This is a genomic window from Streptomyces sp. NBC_01463, assembly GCA_036227345.1.
GTDB lineage: Bacteria > Actinomycetota > Actinomycetes > Streptomycetales > Streptomycetaceae > Streptomyces.
On record CP109468.1, the window covers coordinates 5,259,951 to 5,277,605 of the forward strand.

Genomic DNA, 17,655 nt, shown 5'->3' on the forward strand with positions numbered 1-17,655 from the left:
CACGGCAAGGCGGTGTGGTGCGAGCCGCGGGCCCCTGCCGGTACCGGACTCCTCGCCGGGGTCAGACCTTGACCGTCGGGTGGTGAAGGTCGAACCACGCCCCCAGGTCGAGGGTCCGTTCCAGGAGCATCCGCTGCTGCTGGTTCAGGTCGGCGGCCGGGAGGCTGGTGGCCTCGGTGAGGCGCTCACGGTTGACCAGGTCCGTCGCCGTGTGCCCGGACCGCAGCAGGCCGGCCCCCTGGGACTGGATGGCCTCGACATAGGCGGGGTCGAACGTGCCGGGGTATCCGCTCTTCTTGCGGTTGGCGACCGACTCGGGCAGGACGTCCCGGGTGGCTGCGCGCAGCAGGCTCTTCTCGCGGCCGTCGAAGGTCTTGAGGGACCAGGGGGCGTTGAAGACGTACTGCACGAGACGGTGGTCGCAGAACGGGACGCGGACCTCCAGGCCGACAGCCATGCTCATCCGGTCCTTGCGGTCCAGGAGGACCTGCACCATGTGGGTCAGGTGGAGGTAGCTGACCACCCGCATCCGCTGGTCGAGGCCGGTCTCACCGTCCAGGAGGGGCGTCTCCGCGACGGCTGTGCGGTAGCTCTCGGCGACGTAGTCGGCGAGGCCGAGGGCGGGCCTGAGGTCCTCGCTGATCTGGCTGCCCGAATCGACCAGTGAGTTCGAGCCCGCCAGCCAGGGGAAGGTGTCGGCGTACCGCCGCTCGTCGTGGAACCACGGGTAGCCGCCGAACACCTCGTCCGCCGACTCGCCGGACAGCGCCACGGTGGAGTGGCGGCGGACCGCGGCGAAGAGCAGGTAGAGGGAGTTGTCGCGGTCGCCGATGCCGGTCGGCAGGTCGCGGGCGCCGACAGCCGCGCGGCGGACCTCCGGGGCCGACAGGGCCGCCCCGTCCAGGACGATGTCCTGGTGGGCGCAGCCCACGTGTTCGGCGAGGGCGTGGACGTAGGGGGTGTCCTGGGTGGGCGCGATGTCGATGGCCTGGAAGTGCTTGTCCTGGTCCGGGAAGTCGACGGCGAAGCTGCGCACGGTCTCGCCCTGGGGTGCGAGATGGATCTGGGACAGAGCGATGAGCGCGGAGGAGTCCAGGCCGCCGGACAGCAGCGTGCAGCGGGGCACGTCGGCGACGAGCTGGCGCTGAACGATGTCGTCGAGCAACTCGCGTACGTGGGCGACCGTCTGGTCCTTGCTGTCGGTGTGCGGCTCGGAATGCAGCTGCCAGTACGTGTGGCGGCGGATTCCGCCGCGGTCGAGGACGATGATCTCGCCGGGCCGCACCTCGTGCATGCCTTCCCAGACAGCGGCGCCGGGGATCTTGGCCCCGGCGAAGAGCACCCGCAGGCCGTCGAGACCGACGACGGGGGCGACGGCGGGATTGGCCAGGATCGCCTTGGGCTCCGAGCCGAAGATGACGCCGTCCTCGGTCTCGTAGTAGTAGAACGGCTTGATGCCCATCCGGTCGCGGATCATCACCAGGCGCTCGGTCCGCGCGTCCCAGATGGCGAAGGCGTACATGCCGTTGAGGTGGTCCACGAGCTGCTCGCCCCACACGAGGTAGCCCCGCAGCACCACTTCGGTGTCGGAGTCGGTGTCGAACCGCTGTCCGGCGCGGCGCAGTTCCGAGCGCAGCTCGGTGAAGTTGTACGCCTCGCCGGAGTAGACCATGCAGACCGGGCCTTCGGGGGTCGCCACCGTCATCGGCTGCGCGCCGCCCGGCAGATCGATCACGGCGAGGCGCCGGTGCCCGAGGGCGGCGTGGGGCGACACCCATACGCCGGTGGCGTCGGGACCACGGCACGACATGGTCTGCGTCATGGCGTCGATGCTGTCCTGGTGTTGCGTCAGATCGCGGCGGTAGGAGACCCAGCCGGTGATTCCGCACATGCGAGAACCTCGATTCACTCGATCGAAGAGGGTTGCCCCAGACGACTGTTGCCCTATACATGCAACGAGTCCACGTCGAGTCGCCGATTGCCTGTGTGGCATTTCAGACAGGTAAATTCCTGTTAACGGCAGGTTTCGTGCGGCGCGAAAAACTTTGAGCCAATCGCGCGACGGGGCTGCGACGAGGCGTTCGCGCCCGGAAGGTCCTGCACGTCTCAGCGCAGTCTCAGCTGTTCGCGGAGCCGCTTCACGTGGGCCTGGATGTCGCGCTCGATGCCGGGCTCCCCGGCGGAAGCCGGGCCGGCGGCGTCGGGGTTCCGGGCGGGGTGGCGGCAGGGTCCGCACAGGCCGTCCCGGAACGCCTCCGCCTTGCCGGGCGCGCCGCAGTCGGTGCACTCGGCCATCAGACGGGGTGCTGGAGTGCCGCCCGCCGGTGCGGTTGTCGCGGCGGCGGGCAGGCGGGGCGGGAGCTTGGTGACGAGGCGCTTCCGGACGAAGCCGAGCGGCGAGTCGACCGTCTCGGGCAGTCCCGCCGTGACGGTGTGGACGAGGTAGTCGGTGTTCACGCCGCGTGCGAACCATTCGGCGGCCAGCTCCTCCAGCTCCCGGCAGTCGTCCTCGGAGAGGCCCAGGCGTTTGTCGGCGGGGCCCAGGCGGGTCAGGGCGAGGTAGGCGGGTGACGCGTCCGCCGGGGCGGTGCGCTGCTTCGGTACGACCGGGGCGGGCGGCTCCGGCGCAGCCGCTACGAGCGGTTCGGGTTCGGCCGGGACCCACGGGGGAGGGGGCGTGGGCGGCGCGGCCACTGGTTGTGGCGCGCGGTGTTCCGCCTCGGCGGTGAGGTATGTGTTCCACCACTCGTTGTCCCGGGCCGTGCGCGACCAGAAGGTGCGGGTGACCCAGCGGACCTGGTCGCCCTCGCCGACCGCGCACCGCGCGTGGCGCAGGTGTCCGGCCACGCCCAGGGCCCGCAGCGCGCTGCCGACCGCCATCTGTCCGTACAGCGGCTGGCACTTGGCGAGGGACTTGATGTTCATCGCCGCGCCCTCGGGGAGCTGGTCGACGTATCCGGCGATGTACCGCTCCCGCTCCGGGAGGAGCGTGAAGTCGTCGGCCCGGGGCGGGCGCTGGTCCGGGACGGAGCGTTTGCCGTAGCCGGGGCCGGCCTTCGGGTGCGAGGCGGGGACTGCGGGTGTCGGCAGGGCGGAGCTAAGGTTCTGGATAGCCACGAGATCGGTGTTCCTTGGTTTTCGATCTTGGGGTGAGACCCCGGCCGGTGCTTCAACACCGCGTCGGGGTCGTTACGTTGAGGCACCGTAAGCAGTCGCGACTCTGCGCCGCAAGTCGGTCACAAACGGTCACACTTGCTCGCCGTTACGGGTCGGGGAGGTGGGGGAGGTTTCCCCAACCCCTTTCCTTTACCTGCCGGTTGTCAGGCATCGCTCGAATCCCGACGTTCGAGACTCGGGGCGAGCCCCCCGTCACGTACCCACGAAAGAGTGAACAGGGCCTCCGGGGCTCGGGGGCCGGGGCTCGGAGCTCGATGCCCGAGTTCCGATCCCCGGGCCCCGAGCCCCGAAGCGCCCCGTCGCCCCTACCTCGGCGGCAGCGGCGGCCGCCGCCTGTTCGGGGCCGTGTCGTACGTCGGCGGTGTCGCCGGGGGGTGCGCTGCCAGCAGGTCCAGGGCGACCCGGACCGCGTCGTCCAGTACCGCGTGCCTGCCCTCCGCCCAGTCCAGGGGGGTGCGCAGCGCCTCCAGGTCCGGTTCCACGCCGTGGTTCTCCACGGACCAGCCGTACGTGTCGAACCAGGCCGCGTTCATCGGGACCGTGATCACCGTGCCGTCGCCCAGGCGGTGGCGGCCCGTCATGCCGACCACGCCGCCCCACGTGCGCTGGCCCACCACCGGGCCCAGCTTCAGCAGGCGGAACGCGGCGGTGATCATGTCGCCGTCGGAGGATGTCGCCTCGTCGGCCAGGGCGACGACCGGGCCCCGGGGGGCGTTGGAGGCGTACGAGACGGGCTGGGCGTCCCGGGTGAGGTCCCAGCCGAGGATCGTGCGGGTGAGTTTCTCGATGACCAACTCGCTGATGTGGCCGCCCGCGTTGCCGCGCACGTCGACGATCAGCGCCGGGCGCGAGACCTCCAGGCGCAGGTCGCGGTTGAACTGGGCCCAGCCGGAGCCGCCCATGTCGGGGATGTGGAGGTAGCCGCAGCGGCCGCCGCTCAGTTCGCGGACGACCTCGCGGCGCTTGGCCACCCAGTCCTGGTAGCGCAGCGGGCGTTCGTCGACCAGCGGGACGATCGCCACGCGGCGGGAGCGGCCCTCGCCCTCGGCCGGGCGGAAGGTCAGTTCGACCGTGGTGCCGCCCGCGGCGGAGAGCAGGGGGTAGGGGCCGGTGACCGGGTCGACCGGGCGGCCGTCCACGTGGGTGAGGACCGCGCCCTCGCGGATGCCCGTACCGGCCAGTGGCGAGCGGGCCTTGGAGTCCGATGAGTCGCCCGGCAGGATCCGGGTCAGGGTCCAGTCGCCGTCCCGGCAGGCGATGTTGGCGCCGAGCAGGCCGATCGCGCGCTGGTAGTGGGGCGGGCCCTCGTTGCGGCGGGCGGGGGAGACGTAGGCGTGGGACGTGCCCAGCTCGCCCAGGACCTCGCGGAGGAGGTCGGCGAACTCGTCGGGTGTGGCGACCCGTTCGACCAGGGGGCGGTACTGGTCCAGGATCGCCGGCCAGTCGATGCCGCACATGTCCGGCTCCCAGAAGTAGGAGCGGATGAGGCGCCCCGCCTCCCCGTACGCCTGCCGCCACTCCGCCGGCGGGTCCGCCTCGTGCAGGATGCGGCGCAGGTCCAGGTAGACGGTGGAGTCGTTGTCGCCGGGCTCGGTCGCGGGGACGGCGCGCAGTTCGCCGTCGTCCATGACGACGAGCCGGGAGGCGTCGCCGCTGACGGCGAACCAGTCGAGGTGGTCGACGAGTTCGGTCTTCTTCGCCTTGGCGATACTGAAGTGCTCCAGTGTCGGGCGGCCCGACATGTCCGCCGGGTTGGCGAACGTCTCGCCGAGCGCGCCGGAGATCGGCCAGCGCAGCCAGACCAGCCCTCCGCCGCTGACCGGGTACAGCGCCGAGTACTTGGAGGCGGAGACCGGGAAGGGGGTGACCCGGTTCTCCAGGCCCTCGAACTCGACGGTGACCGTGGAGCCCTCGGCCGTGCCCGCCTCGTCGGAGTCCACCGGGTCGAGGCCGCCCGCGGCCGGCCGTCCGTCGGGGGACAGGGCGAAGGGGGACGGGGTCGCGGAGGAGAGCGGGACCAGGTACGGGCGGCAGCCCAGGGGGAAGGAGAGGTCCCCGGTGTGCACGTCGTAGACCGGGTCGAAGCCGCGCCAGGAGAGGAAGGCCAGATAGCGCCCGTCGCCCGTGAAGACGGGGTTCTCGTCCTCGAAGCGGCCGTTGGTGACGTCGACGATGACCGGGGCGCCGGTCCCCTGGATGCGGGCGAGCTTGATCTTGCGCAGCGAGCGCCCGATGCCTGGGTGCGACCAGGTCAGCCAGGCGCCGTCAGGCGAGAACGCCAGATCGCGGACCGGACCGTTGACGGAGCGGATCAGCTCGGTGGGTTCGCCGGTGGACGTCTCCTCGTCGGTGTCCAGCAGGAGCAGCCGGCCGTCGTGCGAGGCGATCGCCAGGCGTTCGCCGTCCGGGTCGGCGATCAGCTCCTGGACCCGGCCGACCAGGCCGGAGGCGAGCCGGCGCGGTGCGCGGTCGCCGCTGGCCCGCGGCAGGGAGGCGATCTCGATCGCGTCCTCGCCCTCCGCGTCGGTGACGTACGCGACCTGGCCACTGCTGCCGAGCATCTCCGGCAGCCGTACGCGCACACCGGGGGTGTCCGAGATGGTGCGGGCGGGGCCGTCGCGGTGGGTGAGCCAGTAGAGGCTGCCGCGGACGGACACGGCGCTGGCGCGGCCGGTCTCGTCGACCGAGAGCGAGTCGACGTTGCTGGCGGCCGGTACCTGGTACGTACGACGTCCCGCGCGCGGGCCGCCGAGGCGGACCTCCAGCTTCCGGGGCACGGCGTCGGGCGACTCCAGGTCGTCGACCAGCCACACCTCGCCCGCGCACTGGTAGACGACCCGCCGCCCGTCGCTGGAGGCGTGCCGGGCGTAGAACGCGTCGTGGTCCGTGTGGCGGCGCAGATCGGTGCCGTCGGGCCGGCAGGAGTAGAGGTTGCCGACGCCCTCGTGGTCGGAGAGGAAGGCGATGCGGCCCCCGACGAACATCGGGGATGCGAGGTGCCCGTCGATGTCCGGGAGCAGCCGCTCGCCGTGCAGCCACAGCCGTCCCGTCGCCCCGCCCCGGTACCGCTTCCAGGCGGCGGGTTCGTGCGGCGGTGTGCCGGTGAGCAGCAGGGTGCGCCGCTCGCCTTCGACGTCGGTGACCGCGATGTCGGAGACCGGGCCCCACGGCAGCCGGCCGCCGGGGCTGCCGTCGGTGGGCACGCTGTAGGCCCAGGAGAAGTACGAGAACGGCTGGTTGTGCGAGGACACGGCGAGGATCTGCGCGGCGTCGCCCGGGTCGGGGGTCCAGCCGCAGACCCGGGCGTCCGTCGAGCCCCAGTAGGTGAGCCGGCGGGCCGGGCCGCCGGCCACCGGTGCCAGATGGATCTCGGGGTCGAGGCTGCGCCAGGTCGTGTAGGCGATCCGGGTCCCGTCGGGGGAGAAGCGCGGATGGCTGACTCTGGTGCGGTCGACGGTCAGGCGCCAGGCGCGTCCGGGCACCTCGCCCTCGGGGGCGAGGGGGGCGACCCAGAGATCGTCCTCTGCGGCGAAGCAGAGCAGATCCTCGTGGAGGTGCGGGAACCGGAGATACGAGACGTCGTCACTCACCCCCCAATGCTTTCCGCGTGAGGGGGCCGCGGCAACTTGTGGTGCGGAACACAAGCGAAACGATTTCGTTTCGCTGGGTCGGCGGGGTACCGTCGATGTGTACGAAACAGTTTCGTTCGATGGACTGACGTACTGATGGACCGGGCTCGAGGGAACAGGAGGTCGACACATGGCACGCACACGGCTCACGCCCGAGCGTGAGAGCGAGCTGTACGCCGCCGTGCTCGACCTGCTCCGCGAGGTCGGCTACGACGCCCTCACGATGGACGCCGTCGCCGCACGTACCCATTCCAGCAAGGCCACCCTCTACCGCCAGTGGGGGAGCAAGCCGACCCTCGTCGTCACAGCTCTGCGGCACAACAAGCCCGTTTCCCTCGGCGAGGTCGACACCGGCTCGCTGCGCGGTGACTTCCATGCCGTCCTGGGCCGGAGCGACGACTGCCAGATGGAGAAGGACTCCGCGCTGATGCGGGGTCTGAGCCATGCCGTTCACGAGAACCCCGACCTGCTGCAGGCCCTGCGCGAGCTGCTGATCGAACCGGAGATGACCGGTCTCGACCTGCTGCTGCGCCGAGCCGTGGACCGGGGAGAGCTGCGTCCGGACAATCCGGCGCTGAAGTATCTGCCGCACATGCTGATCGGCGCGTTCGCCGCTCGGCAGCTGGTGGAGGACCGCCCGGTGGACCAGGCGTTCCTCTTCGACTATCTCGACTCCGTGATCCTCCCCGCTCTCGGAGTCTGACAGCCGTCCCTGCCGTCCCCACGGCACGTACGGCCCCCTCCCCAAGCCCCACCTGACACGCCGCTCTCGTCGTCGGGCTGGTTCCTCACGCCCATTTCCACTCAACGACCTGACCGGGAGTACGCCTCCGTGGCCACATTCCTTTACAAGCTCGGACGGCTCGCCTTCCGGCGCCGCCGCTATGTCGCCCTGATCTGGGTGGCACTGCTGGCACTCGCCGGATTCGGCGCGGCCTCCGCGTCCACCGCCACCTCCAGCTCCTTCTCGATCCCGGGTACGGAGGCGCAGAAGGCCTTCGACCTGCTGGAACAGCGATTCCCCGCCTCCAGCGCCGACGGCGCGACCGCGCGCATCGTCTTCAAGGCCCCCGAGGGCCAGAAGATGTCGGACCCGGCCAACAAGGCCGAGGTCAACAAGATCACCGCCGAGCTGAAGTCCGGCTCGGACCAGATCGCCTCGGTCGTCGACCCGTACGCAGGCAAGGCCGTCTCCAAGGACGGCTCGACCGCGTACATCTCGGTGACGTACAAGGTCAACTCGATGGAGCTGACCGACGCCACCCGGGACTCCCTGGAGGACTCGGGCGAGGCGGCGCAGAAGAGCGGGATGACCGTGGAGATCGGCGGTGACGCGCTCCAGGTGATGCCGGAGACCGGGGCCACCGAGGTCATCGGTATCGCGCTGGCCGCGGTGGTGCTCGTCATCACCTTCGGTTCGCTCATCGCGGCGGGGCTGCCACTGCTCACCGCGCTGATCGGGGTCGGCATCGGCGTCTCGTCGATCACGGCACTGGCCAACGTGCTGGACCTCGGCTCGACCACCTCGACGCTCGCGATGATGATCGGCCTCGCGGTCGGCATCGACTACGCGCTCTTCATCGTCTCCCGCTACCGCGCCGAACTGGCCGAGGGCCGGGAACGCGAGGAGGCGGCGGGCCGTGCGGTCGGCACCGCGGGTTCCGCGGTCGTCTTCGCCGGGCTCACCGTCGTCATCGCCCTGGTCGGCCTCGCGGTCGTCAACATCCCGATGCTGTCGAAGATGGGCTTCGCCGCGGCCGGCACGGTCGCGATCGCCGTCCTCATCGCCCTCACCCTCGTCCCGGCCATGCTGGGCTTCGTGGGCAAGCGGGTCATGGGGCGCAAGGCGCGCAAGGCCGCGGAGGCCGAGAACAGGCCCGACGCCAAGCCGAACATGGGTACCCGCTGGGCGCGGTTCGTGCTGCGCAAGCCGGTGTGGGTGCTGCTCGTCGGTGTCATCGGCCTCGGCACGATCGCCGTACCGGCCGCGTCGCTGGAGATGGGTCTGCCGGACGACGGCTCCCAGCCCACCAGCACCACCCAGCGCCGTGCCTACGACCTGCTCTCCGAGGGCTTCGGCCCCGGCTTCAACGGCCCGCTGCTGGTCGTCGTCGACACGGCGAACAGCTCCGACGGCAAGACCGCGGCCAAGCAGGTCGGTGACGAGATCTCCGGCATGAAGGGTGTCGTCGCGGTCACCCCGGCCACCTTCAACAAGGCCGGCGACGCGGCGATGATCACCGTCGTCCCGAAGGACCGGCCGAGCTCCGTCGACACGGAGAACGTGGTCCACGCCATCCGTGACGCGGGCAAGGACATCAAGTCCGACACCGGCGCCGAGGTCCTGGTCACCGGTGCCACCGCGATGAACATCGACTTCTCGCAGAAGATGAACGACGCGCTGCTGCCGTACCTGGCGCTCGTCGTCGGCCTCGCCTTCCTGCTGCTGATGGTGGTCTTCCGGTCGATCCTGGTGCCGCTGAAGGCGGCGCTCGGCTTCCTGCTCTCGGTCGTCGCGGCCCTGGGCGCGGTCGTCGCGGTCTTCCAGTGGGGCTGGCTCGGCTCGCTCTTCGGGGTGGAGCAGACCGGTCCGATCATGTCGATGATGCCGATCTTCATGGTGGGTGTCGTCTTCGGTCTCGCGATGGACTACGAGGTCTTCCTCGTGACCCGGATGCGCGAGGCGTACGTCCACGGCGAGAAGCCCGGCCAGGCCATCGTCACCGGCTTCAAGCACGGCGCCAGGGTCGTCACGGCCGCGGCCGTGATCATGATGGCGGTCTTCTCCGGATTCATCGGCTCCAGCGAGCAGATGATCAAGATGATCGGCTTCTCCCTCGCTATCGCCGTCTTCTTCGACGCGTTCGTCGTCCGCATGGCCATCGTGCCCGCGGTCCTCGCCCTGCTCGGGAAGCGCGCCTGGTGGCTGCCGCGCTGGCTGGACCGGGCACTGCCCAACGTGGACGTCGAGGGTGAGGGGCTGCGCAAGGAGCTCTCCGACGCCCCCGCGGACGACGCGGGCCCGGACGCCGGCGGCGAGCGTGAGCTGAGCCGCGTCTGAGCCGCTCTTCGAGCCGCTGGACTCCGGGGCCGCGTCTGAGCGGAGCGCGGCCCCGGAAGCGCCGGTTACCTGTGGGGACGGGGGGCCGGAGCGACGAGAGCCCCCGTGCACATGTGCACGGGGGCTCTCGCCATGAGGCGGGTCAGGCGCGCGCGGTCTCGGCCGTGATCCCGCGGTGCGTCCGCCGCAGGAAACGGATCAGCGGGGCGCTGTCGAACTGCACCACCTCGACGCCGTCCGCCGTATGGCGTTCCACGACCAGCTGGACCCTGCCGCACGGCCAGATCCGGAAGCTGTCGTGTTCGACGGGGGCGCGCAGCCCGCGCTCCAGCAGCTCCCGCCCGACGGCCCAGACCGCGCCGCCGGGGAAGGTGATGCGGATGGTCTCGGGGGCGTCGGCGCTGTCGTAGCGGAGTTCGACCGGGACCACGGGGAGGTCGCGGGCGTCGGTGACGAGCCGGGCTCGGGCATGTTCTTTGATCACGGGGGACATGGGCCGGCTCCTCCTGCGTTCACGCATTTTTTATAGGTGTTCGTCCTCTAATGTCCCATATTTTCGGTAAAGAGCACTGTGAGAACCCTGGGCAGTTGTGACAAAGGCGCTCTTGCGAAGGCTTCGCAATAAGGCCCTATCATTGAGAGGTTCATGACCCCGCGCAGCAATGCAGGAACGCAGGAAGCGGAGCCTCCCCCATGCATGTACCCGACGGATTCATCAATGCACCCGTCTCCGCCGTGGCCGGTGTCGTGGCCGCCGGTGCCGTGGCCGTCAGCCTCAAGGGGGCCCGGCGCGAACTGAACGAGCGCACCGCGCCGCTGGCCGGCCTCGTCGCCGCCTTCATCTTCGCCGTGCAGATGCTGAACTTCCCCGTCGCCGCGGGCACCAGCGGGCACCTGCTGGGCGGGGCGCTGGCCGCCATCCTGGTCGGTCCGTACACCGGGGTCCTGTGCATATCGGTCGTGCTGCTGATGCAGGGCATCCTCTTCGCCGACGGCGGGCTCACCGCGCTCGGCGTGAACATCCTCGACATGGGCGTCGTGACCACCGTCGTCGCGTACGCGCTCTTCCGCGGCCTGGTCGGCGTGCTGCCGCGCACCCGCCGCTCCACGACCGCCGCCTCCTTCGTCGCCGCGCTGGTCTCCGTACCGGCCGCGGCCGTCGCGTTCACCCTCATGTACTGGATCGGCGGCACCACCGACATCCCGATCGGCAAGGTCTTCACCGCGATGGTCGGGGTCCACGTCCTGATCGGCATCGGCGAGGCCGCGATCACCGCGCTGACCGTCGGCGCCGTCATCGCCGTCCGCCCCGACCTCGTCCACGGCGCACGCGGCCTCACCGCCCCGCTCAAGCTCCGTGTCGGCGGCGAACTCATCGACGCCCCCGCCCCGGCTGCCGCGCCCGCCGCCGCCCACCGCCCGACCAAGGGCCTGTGGGTGACCGGCCTGGTCACCGCCCTCGTGCTGGCCGGCTTCGTCTCCTTCTACGCCTCCGCCAACCCGGACGGCCTGGAGAAGGTCGCCACCGACCAGGGCATCGACAAGGAGGCCAAGGACCACGCGGCCAAGGACTCCCCGCTCGCCGACTACGGCGTCAAGGACGTCTCCGACGCCCGGCTCTCCGGCGGACTGGCCGGCATCATCGGCGTCGGCGCCACCCTCGTCGTCGGCAGCGGTGCGTTCTACGTGGTCAGCCGCCGTCGCCGTACGAGCGACGAGCCCGCGGGCAGCGACTCCCGTACCGACGAGAAGGTCTGATGGGCGCCGGGCACGCCCACAAGCTCTACCGGCACGGGCACTCGCCGGTCCACGACCTGCCGCCGCACTGCAAACTCGCCGCGGTCTTCGCGTTCGTCGTGGTCGTCGTCACCACCCCGCGCGAGGCGGTGTGGGCCTTCGGGCTGTACGCGCTGCTGATCGCGGGGGCCGCCGCCGTGGCCCGCGTCCCGGCCGGTTTCCTCCTCAAGCGGCTGCTGATCGAGGTGCCGTTCGTCGCGTTCGCCCTGCTCATGCCGTTCGTCGTGCCCGGCGAGCAGACCCACGTGCTCGGGCTCTCCGTCAGCGTCCCCGGACTCTGGGGCGCCTGGAACGTCCTCGCCAAGGGCACCCTCGGCGTCGCCGCATCCGTACTGCTGGCCTCCACCACCGAACTGCGCTCGCTGCTGCTCGGCCTCCAGCGCCTGAAGCTGCCCCCGCTGCTCGTCCAGATCGCCTCCTTCATGATCCGGTACGGCGACGTGATCACCGACGAGATGCGCCGGATGTCCATCGCCCGCCGCTCGCGCGGATTCGAGGCGCGCGGCATACGGCAGTGGGGTGTCCTCGGCAAGTCGGCGGGCGCCCTCTTCATCCGCTCGTACGAACGCGGCGAACGCGTCCACCTCGCGATGGTCAGCCGCGGCTACACCGGCACCATGCCCGTCATCGACGAGGTGACGGCCTCCCGCACCCAGTGGGCGTACGCCTCGGCACTCCCCGTGCTCGCCCTCGTCGTGTGTCTGCTGGGATGGACCGTATGAGCCAGCCCCCCGCCACTCCCGTACCGCCGTCCCTGGAGGTCAGCGGTCTCGCCTACGCCTACCCCGACGGCCACCAGGCGCTCTTCGGCGTCGACCTGACCGTCGCGCGCGGCGAGCGCGTCGCCCTGCTCGGCCCGAACGGCGCCGGCAAGACCACCCTCGTCCTCCACCTCAACGGCATCCTCGACGCGGGCGCCGGCAGCGTCCGGGTCGCCGGACTCCCCGTCGAGAAGCGCAACCTCGCCGAGATCCGCCGCCGCGTCGGCATCGTCTTCCAGGACCCCGACGACCAGCTCTTCATGCCCACCGTCCGCGAGGACGTCGCCTTCGGACCCGCCTCCGGCGGGCTGCGCGGCGCCGAACTGGAGGAGCGCGTCACCGAGGCCCTCAAGCAGGTCGGCATGGAGGAGTTCGCGGCCCGGCCGCCGCACCACCTCTCCTTCGGCCAGCGCCGCCGCGTCGCCGTCGCCACGGTCCTCGCCATGCGGCCGGAGATCCTCGTCCTGGACGAACCCTCCTCCAACCTGGACCCGGCCTCCCGCCGCGAACTCGCCGACATCCTGCGGTCCTTGGACGTCACCGTGCTGATGGTGACGCACGACCTGCCGTACGCGCTGGAGCTCTGCGGCCGCGCGGTCATCCTCAGCGACGGCGTCATCGCCGCCGACGACCGCACCCAGGACCTCCTGTGCGACGAGGAACTGATGCGCGCCCACCGGCTGGAGCTCCCCTTCGGATTCGACCCGCGTTCCGTGACGGTGAACATCGGGTGACCCGCCCCTCGTCCGACCTGCGGCGCCATGCACCATGGGAGGATGAGCGGGAGCGCAGGAACAGGCGTGGACGTACGGGGCACGGCGGCGCCCGGATTCGAACCGGTCCGGGATGCTTTCATCCGTAACTTCGAGCAGCGCGGTGACCGCGGGGCAGCGGTCACCGTCTACCGGCACGGCTACAAGGTCGTCGACCTGTGGGCCGGCACCAGGGATGTCGACGGCGCCGAACCGTGGGCCGTCGACACCGTGCAGATCGTCCGCTCGGCGGGCAAGGGCATCGCGGCGGCCGTTCCGCTGATGCTGCACCAGCGCGGCCAGATCGATCTGCACGCCCCGGTCGGCACGTACTGGCCGGAGTTCAAGGCGAACGGCAAGGAACGCGTCCTCGTCCGCCACCTCCTCGCCCACCGGGCCGGCGTCCCGGCCCTGGACCGGCCGCTGACCCCCGCCGAGGCGGCCGACGGGGTGAGCGGGCCGCGGGCCGTCGCCGCCCAGCGCCCCCAGTGGGAACCCGGCACGGACCACGGCTACCACGCGCAGACGTACAGCTGGCTCGTCGGCGAACTCGTGCGCCGCGTCACCGGCCGGACCGTCGGGCGCTGGGTCGCCGAGGAGATCGCCCGCCCGCTCGGCCTGGACTTCTGGTTCGGCATCCCGGCGGACGAGGCGCACCGGATCGGCCGCATCGGACCGGTCGAAGCGCCCGCGGGGGACGGCACGGGCGTGCTGCGGATGCGGCCCAAGCGTTCGGTCGTCGACGCCTACCGCGACCCGGACTCACTGACCCGCCGCGCCTTCGGCGCCATCGACCCGTTCCCCGACGAGAACGACCCCGGCTACCGGGCCGCCGAACTCCCCGCGTCCAACGGCACCGCCACCGCCCGGGGACTGGCCCGCTGCTACGCCGCGATGATCGGCCCGGTCGACGGTCACCGGCTGTTCGCCCCGGCCACCCTCACCCTGGCCCGCACCGAGGAGTCGGCGGGCCCGGACCGGGTCCTGGTCGTCGGCACCCGCTTCGGTCTCGGCTACATGCTGCACGGACCGGCGGCCCCGCTGCTCTCCCCGGGCTCCTTCGGACACCCCGGCCGGGGCGGCTCGCTCGGCTTCGCCGACCCCGAGACCGGCATCGCCTTCGGCTATGTGACGAACGGTCTGCAGAAGGGAGTCACCGCCGACCCCCGCGCCCAGGCCCTGGTGCGCGCACTACGTTCGGCACTATGACTCCTGAGACCTCCGCAGTTCCCGCCCCTGCTCCCGCCGCGCTCGCGCGCTTCGACGGATACGGCGTACTCATCACCGGGGCGGGCCAGGGCATCGGCGCCGCGACGGCCCGCCGACTGGCCGCCGAGGGCGCCCGGGTCCTGGTCACCGACCTGGACGGCGACCGGGCGGAGCGCGTGGCGGCGCAGATCCGGCAGAGCGGCGGCGCGGCCGAGGCCCTGGCCTGTGACGTGGCCGACCGGGCGGCGGTGGAGGCGGCGGTGGAGCATGCTGTCGCGCGGTTCGGCACGCTCGACGTCCTGGTCAACAACGCCTACGCGTGCGCGCCCGACGCCCCGCTCTTCGAGGACGAGTCCGACGAGGTCTGGCAGCGCGACCTGGACATCACGCTCGGCGGCGCCTACCGGTGCGCGCGGGCCGCGCTGCCGCATCTCGCGGAGTCCGGCCGGGGCGCGATCGTCAGCATCGGCTCGGTCAACGGCGTGCAGGACTTCGGCAATCACGCCTACAGCGCCGCCAAGGCGGGCCTGGGCAGCCTCACCCGTACCCTCGCCGGCCACGCCGGACCGCGCGGAGTCCGGGTCAACCTGGTCACGCCCGGCACGGTCCGCACCGACGCCTGGGCGGGCCGGGATGCCGAACTGGCCCTGGTGAGGGACCTCTATCCGCTCGGACGGGTCGGTGAGCCGGAGGACATCGCGGCCGCCGTCGCCTTCCTCGCCTCGCCCGACGCGGCCTGGATCACCGGCACGACGCTGTGCGTGGACGGCGGTCTGACCGCGGTGAACACGGGCTTCCGGCAGGCGCTCGCCCAGGCTTAGGGCTTGTCCGGCGGATCTTCGCGGGCCCACGAAGATCCGCCGGACGGGCCCTGGACCGAGGGCGTACGCAGACGGCACCGGCCCCCCGGGGGCAGTCCCGGGAGGCCGGTGCGCGGACGTACCCGTCCCCTCAGGCGGGTACCCCCAGGTGCTGCTCCTGCCGCGCCCGCGCGGTCTCCCGGGTGGCTCCGCGGAAGACGGGCAGCCGGTCCACGGCCAGCACGCCCGGACCGGTGAAGACGAGCAGCAGCAGCGTCCAGCAGAAGAAGGCCGCGGCCTCGCCGCCGTTCTGCATCGGCAGCAGCCCCACCCGCTGGTGGACGTCGAAGTACGCGAACGCCATGGAGCCGGAGCCCACGAGTGCGGCCGTTCTCGTACCGAGGCCGAGCAGCACCAGGGTGCCGCCGGCCAGTTGGATGACGGCCGCGTACCACCCCGGCCAGGTGCCCGCGGAGAGCATCGGCCTGCCGAGCACGCCGAACAGCGACGCGATGCCGTGGCAGGTGAAGAGCAGTCCGACGACGATCCGGAACAGGCTGAGCGCGTAGGGCTGAGCCCGTCCGAGGCGCGTGACCATCATGAGAGCCCGCCTCCTGTCAGCTGTAGACGCCGAACTCGTACAGCGAGTAGCCGTAGCCGGAGCCGCGGGCCGTGCCGTTGATCCGCACGTAGCGGCCCGTGCCGTTGACGTCGATGTCGTCGATGTCGCCGTTGCCGTCCGTCACCGACTTCACCGTCGTCCAGCTCTGTCCGTCCTCGGACGTCTGGATGTCGTACGCCTTGCCGAACGCCGGGTCCCAGGCGAGCTGGACGTGCTTGAAGCTCGTCGAGGCACCGAGGTCGACCTGGACCCACTGCGGGTCGCTCCAGTCACTGGCCCAGCGGGTGTCGAACTTTCCGTCCACCGCGTTGGCCGCGGAGCACGGGCAGCCGCCCGTCGGGTCGGTCTGGAAGGAGGACGCCGTGGCGGTCTTGCCCTGGGACACGTTCGTCCCGTCCACCTTCGGCGGGATCACCTTGACGGACACGGTCTCGATGCCCACGTTGCCCTTGCCGTCCGTGGCCTTCACATAGGCCTTGTAGACACCCGTCTTGCTCGGCGCCTTCGCGGTCAGCGTGCCGTCGCCGTTGTCCTTGGTCTCGGCGGGGACCAGGGCCTTGTTCTGGTCGATGTAGTTGCTGCTGAACAGGACCTGGTAGGTGATCGCGTCACCGTCCGGGTCCGTGGTGTGGGTGCTGATCTTCACATCGCTGCCGGTGGGGACGCCGGAGGTGGCACCTTCCACCGCCATGTCCGTGATCACGGGCGGGGTGTTGTCGCCCGAGGTGTCCGCGCCGTACGCCTTCTTCACGGCGTAGTACGCGAGCCGCTTCTGGCCGCCGGGCAGCAGGTTGAACCAGACGCCGCCGAAGTCGTCCTCGACGCCGTAGTGGAACATCGTGGCGCCGAGCGCCACCCCGGTGTGCCCGGTGATGCAGCCCCACGCCTTCTCGTAGCCCTCGCCCTTGGCGACGTCGGTGGGCTCGGTCGGGACGCCGTTCGCGTCGTCGTCGACCTCCCACTCACCGGCCGGGCCCGTCTCGGTGACGATGTAGGGCTTGTCGTAACCGCCCTGCTCCCAGTCGGACTTGATGTTGCAGACCGCGTTGTAGGCGTTGACGGCGTACAGGTCGAGGTCCGGGGCGTTCTTCTTGTAGTACGGCCAGGCGCCGGTCCAGGCGTCGGTCGAGGTGACGGGGTGGTTGGGGTCCACCGCGTGGATCTTCTTCGCGACGTCGTTGACGAAGGTGGTGTACGCGTTGCGCTGCGCCTCCAGCTCGTCACCGCTGTAGCAGTTCTGCAGGCCGAGCGTCGACTCGTTGCCGACGTTCCACATCAGCACGCCGGGGTTGTCCTTGTAGGTGTCGACCCACTTGGGGAACTCGGCGAGCATGTCGTTCTTGTACTGGGTGTCCGTCAGGTAGTTGACGCAGCCACCGCTGCCCGGGCCGCCGCCCGGCTGGAGCCAGAATCCGGCGATCACCTTGATGCCGTTGGCCGCCGCCGTGTCGAAGAGCGGCTTGCTGGTCGCGTCGGTGCCCCAGGTGCGGATGGTGTTGACGCCCATCGACTTCACGTCGGGCATGTACTTCTCCGCGTCGGCGACCGACGGTCCCCAGGTGAGTCCCTTGACCGTATACGGCGAACCGTCCACGCTCAGCGCCCAGTTCCCCTGGGAACCGGTGACCTTCACGACGCTGCCGGCCGCCTGGGCGGCGGGTGCCTGGACGGCGAGCAGACCGCCGCCGAGCAGCGCCGCCGCCGCGAGCGGCGCCACCAGGCGCCTTGCCCTGCGGGTGGGGGGATGGTGCATCTCATGCTCCTTGCAGGTGGGGAGGGAGTGACGTACGTGATCTTGGAGAGCGCTCTCCATCAGGGGCCGAAAAAAGGCCCCGCGTCCGTGGGGG

13 protein-coding genes are annotated in these 17,655 nt (G+C 71.0%); 7 read left to right on the forward strand and 6 right to left on the reverse strand.

Annotated elements, in window-relative coordinates; genetic code table 11:
• Nucleotides 1-61: 61 nt before the first annotated feature.
• The 3 genes from asnB to OG521_23415 all read right to left on the reverse strand — a co-directional run bounded on the left by asnB (nt 62) and on the right by OG521_23415 (nt 6,767).
• The gene (gene asnB, locus OG521_23405) at nt 62-1,891 is read right to left on the reverse strand and encodes an asparagine synthase (glutamine-hydrolyzing) (protein WUW23560.1); all 1,830 of its coding nucleotides are present in this window, start codon (nt 1,889-1,891) and stop codon (nt 62-64) included.
• Between the two features lie 215 nt (nt 1,892-2,106).
• On the reverse strand, nt 2,107-3,117 hold the full coding sequence (locus OG521_23410; protein ID WUW23561.1) for a MarR family transcriptional regulator: 1,011 nt from the start codon (nt 3,115-3,117) through the stop codon (nt 2,107-2,109).
• A 365-nt stretch (nt 3,118-3,482) separates the two neighbouring features.
• Complete coding sequence (locus tag OG521_23415; protein ID WUW23562.1) at nt 3,483-6,767, reverse strand: PDZ domain-containing protein; 3,285 nt, start codon at nt 6,765-6,767, stop codon at nt 3,483-3,485.
• 169 nt (nt 6,768-6,936) lie between these two features.
• Here OG521_23415 and OG521_23420 point away from each other — a divergent pair, with 169 nt between their 5' ends.
• Entirely contained in the window at nt 6,937-7,509 is a 573-nt protein-coding gene (locus OG521_23420) for a TetR/AcrR family transcriptional regulator (GenBank protein ID WUW23563.1), read from the forward strand.
• A gap of 129 nt (nt 7,510-7,638) precedes the next feature.
• Nucleotides 7,639-9,867, forward strand: a complete 2,229-nt coding sequence (locus OG521_23425) for an MMPL family transporter (GenBank protein ID WUW23564.1) — start codon at nt 7,639-7,641, stop codon at nt 9,865-9,867.
• 142 nt (nt 9,868-10,009) lie between these two features.
• Here OG521_23425 and OG521_23430 read toward each other — a convergent pair whose 3' ends face one another.
• Entirely contained in the window at nt 10,010-10,360 is a 351-nt protein-coding gene (locus OG521_23430) for an SsgA family sporulation/cell division regulator (protein ID WUW23565.1), read from the reverse strand.
• 200 nt (nt 10,361-10,560) lie between these two features.
• On the opposite strand from OG521_23430, the gene OG521_23435 reads away from it, so the two are divergent.
• The 5 genes from OG521_23435 (at nt 10,561) to OG521_23455 (ending at nt 15,207) form a co-directional block, all read left to right on the forward strand.
• On the forward strand, nt 10,561-11,625 hold the full coding sequence (locus OG521_23435; protein WUW23566.1) for an energy-coupling factor ABC transporter permease: 1,065 nt from the start codon (nt 10,561-10,563) through the stop codon (nt 11,623-11,625).
• Nucleotides 11,625-12,386 carry a cobalt ECF transporter T component CbiQ gene (gene cbiQ, locus OG521_23440; GenBank protein WUW23567.1) on the forward strand — a complete coding sequence of 254 codons (762 nt, stop codon included), beginning with the start codon at nt 11,625-11,627 and terminating at the stop codon, nt 12,384-12,386. The genes OG521_23435 and cbiQ overlap by 1 nt, the downstream gene beginning before the upstream one ends.
• A complete protein-coding gene (locus OG521_23445) occupies nt 12,383-13,159 on the forward strand; it encodes an energy-coupling factor ABC transporter ATP-binding protein (protein WUW23568.1) in 777 nt (258 codons plus the stop codon). The genes cbiQ and OG521_23445 overlap by 4 nt, the downstream gene beginning before the upstream one ends.
• A gap of 66 nt (nt 13,160-13,225) precedes the next feature.
• Nucleotides 13,226-14,386, forward strand: a complete 1,161-nt coding sequence (locus tag OG521_23450) for a beta-lactamase family protein (protein WUW26774.1) — start codon at nt 13,226-13,228, stop codon at nt 14,384-14,386.
• Nucleotides 14,383-15,207: an SDR family oxidoreductase gene (locus OG521_23455; protein WUW23569.1), complete on the forward strand. Its 825-nt coding sequence runs from the start codon at nt 14,383-14,385 to the stop codon at nt 15,205-15,207. Before OG521_23450 ends, OG521_23455 begins: the two co-directional genes overlap by 4 nt.
• Nucleotides 15,208-15,337: 130 nt before the next feature.
• Here OG521_23455 and OG521_23460 read toward each other — a convergent pair whose 3' ends face one another.
• Both OG521_23460 and OG521_23465 read right to left on the reverse strand, forming a co-directional pair.
• Nucleotides 15,338-15,784: a DoxX family protein gene (locus OG521_23460; protein WUW26775.1), complete on the reverse strand. Its 447-nt coding sequence runs from the start codon at nt 15,782-15,784 to the stop codon at nt 15,338-15,340.
• Between the two features lie 19 nt (nt 15,785-15,803).
• Nucleotides 15,804-17,561: a discoidin domain-containing protein gene (locus OG521_23465; protein WUW23570.1), complete on the reverse strand. Its 1,758-nt coding sequence runs from the start codon at nt 17,559-17,561 to the stop codon at nt 15,804-15,806.
• Nucleotides 17,562-17,655: the final 94 nt, after the last annotated feature.

Coding starts and splice junctions, on each gene's coding strand:
- OG521_23420 (WUW23563.1), top strand. CDS start 6,937: ATGGCACGCACACGGCTCACGCCCGAGCGTGAGAGCGAGCTGTACGCC.
- asnB (WUW23560.1), bottom strand. CDS start 1,891: ATGTGCGGAATCACCGGCTGGGTCTCCTACCGCCGCGATCTGACGCAA.
- OG521_23445 (WUW23568.1), top strand. CDS start 12,383: ATGAGCCAGCCCCCCGCCACTCCCGTACCGCCGTCCCTGGAGGTCAGC.
- OG521_23435 (WUW23566.1), top strand. CDS start 10,561: ATGCATGTACCCGACGGATTCATCAATGCACCCGTCTCCGCCGTGGCC.
- OG521_23430 (WUW23565.1), bottom strand. CDS start 10,360: ATGTCCCCCGTGATCAAAGAACATGCCCGAGCCCGGCTCGTCACCGAC.
- OG521_23455 (WUW23569.1), top strand. CDS start 14,383: ATGACTCCTGAGACCTCCGCAGTTCCCGCCCCTGCTCCCGCCGCGCTC.
- OG521_23460 (WUW26775.1), bottom strand. CDS start 15,784: ATGGTCACGCGCCTCGGACGGGCTCAGCCCTACGCGCTCAGCCTGTTC.
- OG521_23465 (WUW23570.1), bottom strand. CDS start 17,561: ATGCACCATCCCCCCACCCGCAGGGCAAGGCGCCTGGTGGCGCCGCTC.
- cbiQ (WUW23567.1), top strand. CDS start 11,625: ATGGGCGCCGGGCACGCCCACAAGCTCTACCGGCACGGGCACTCGCCG.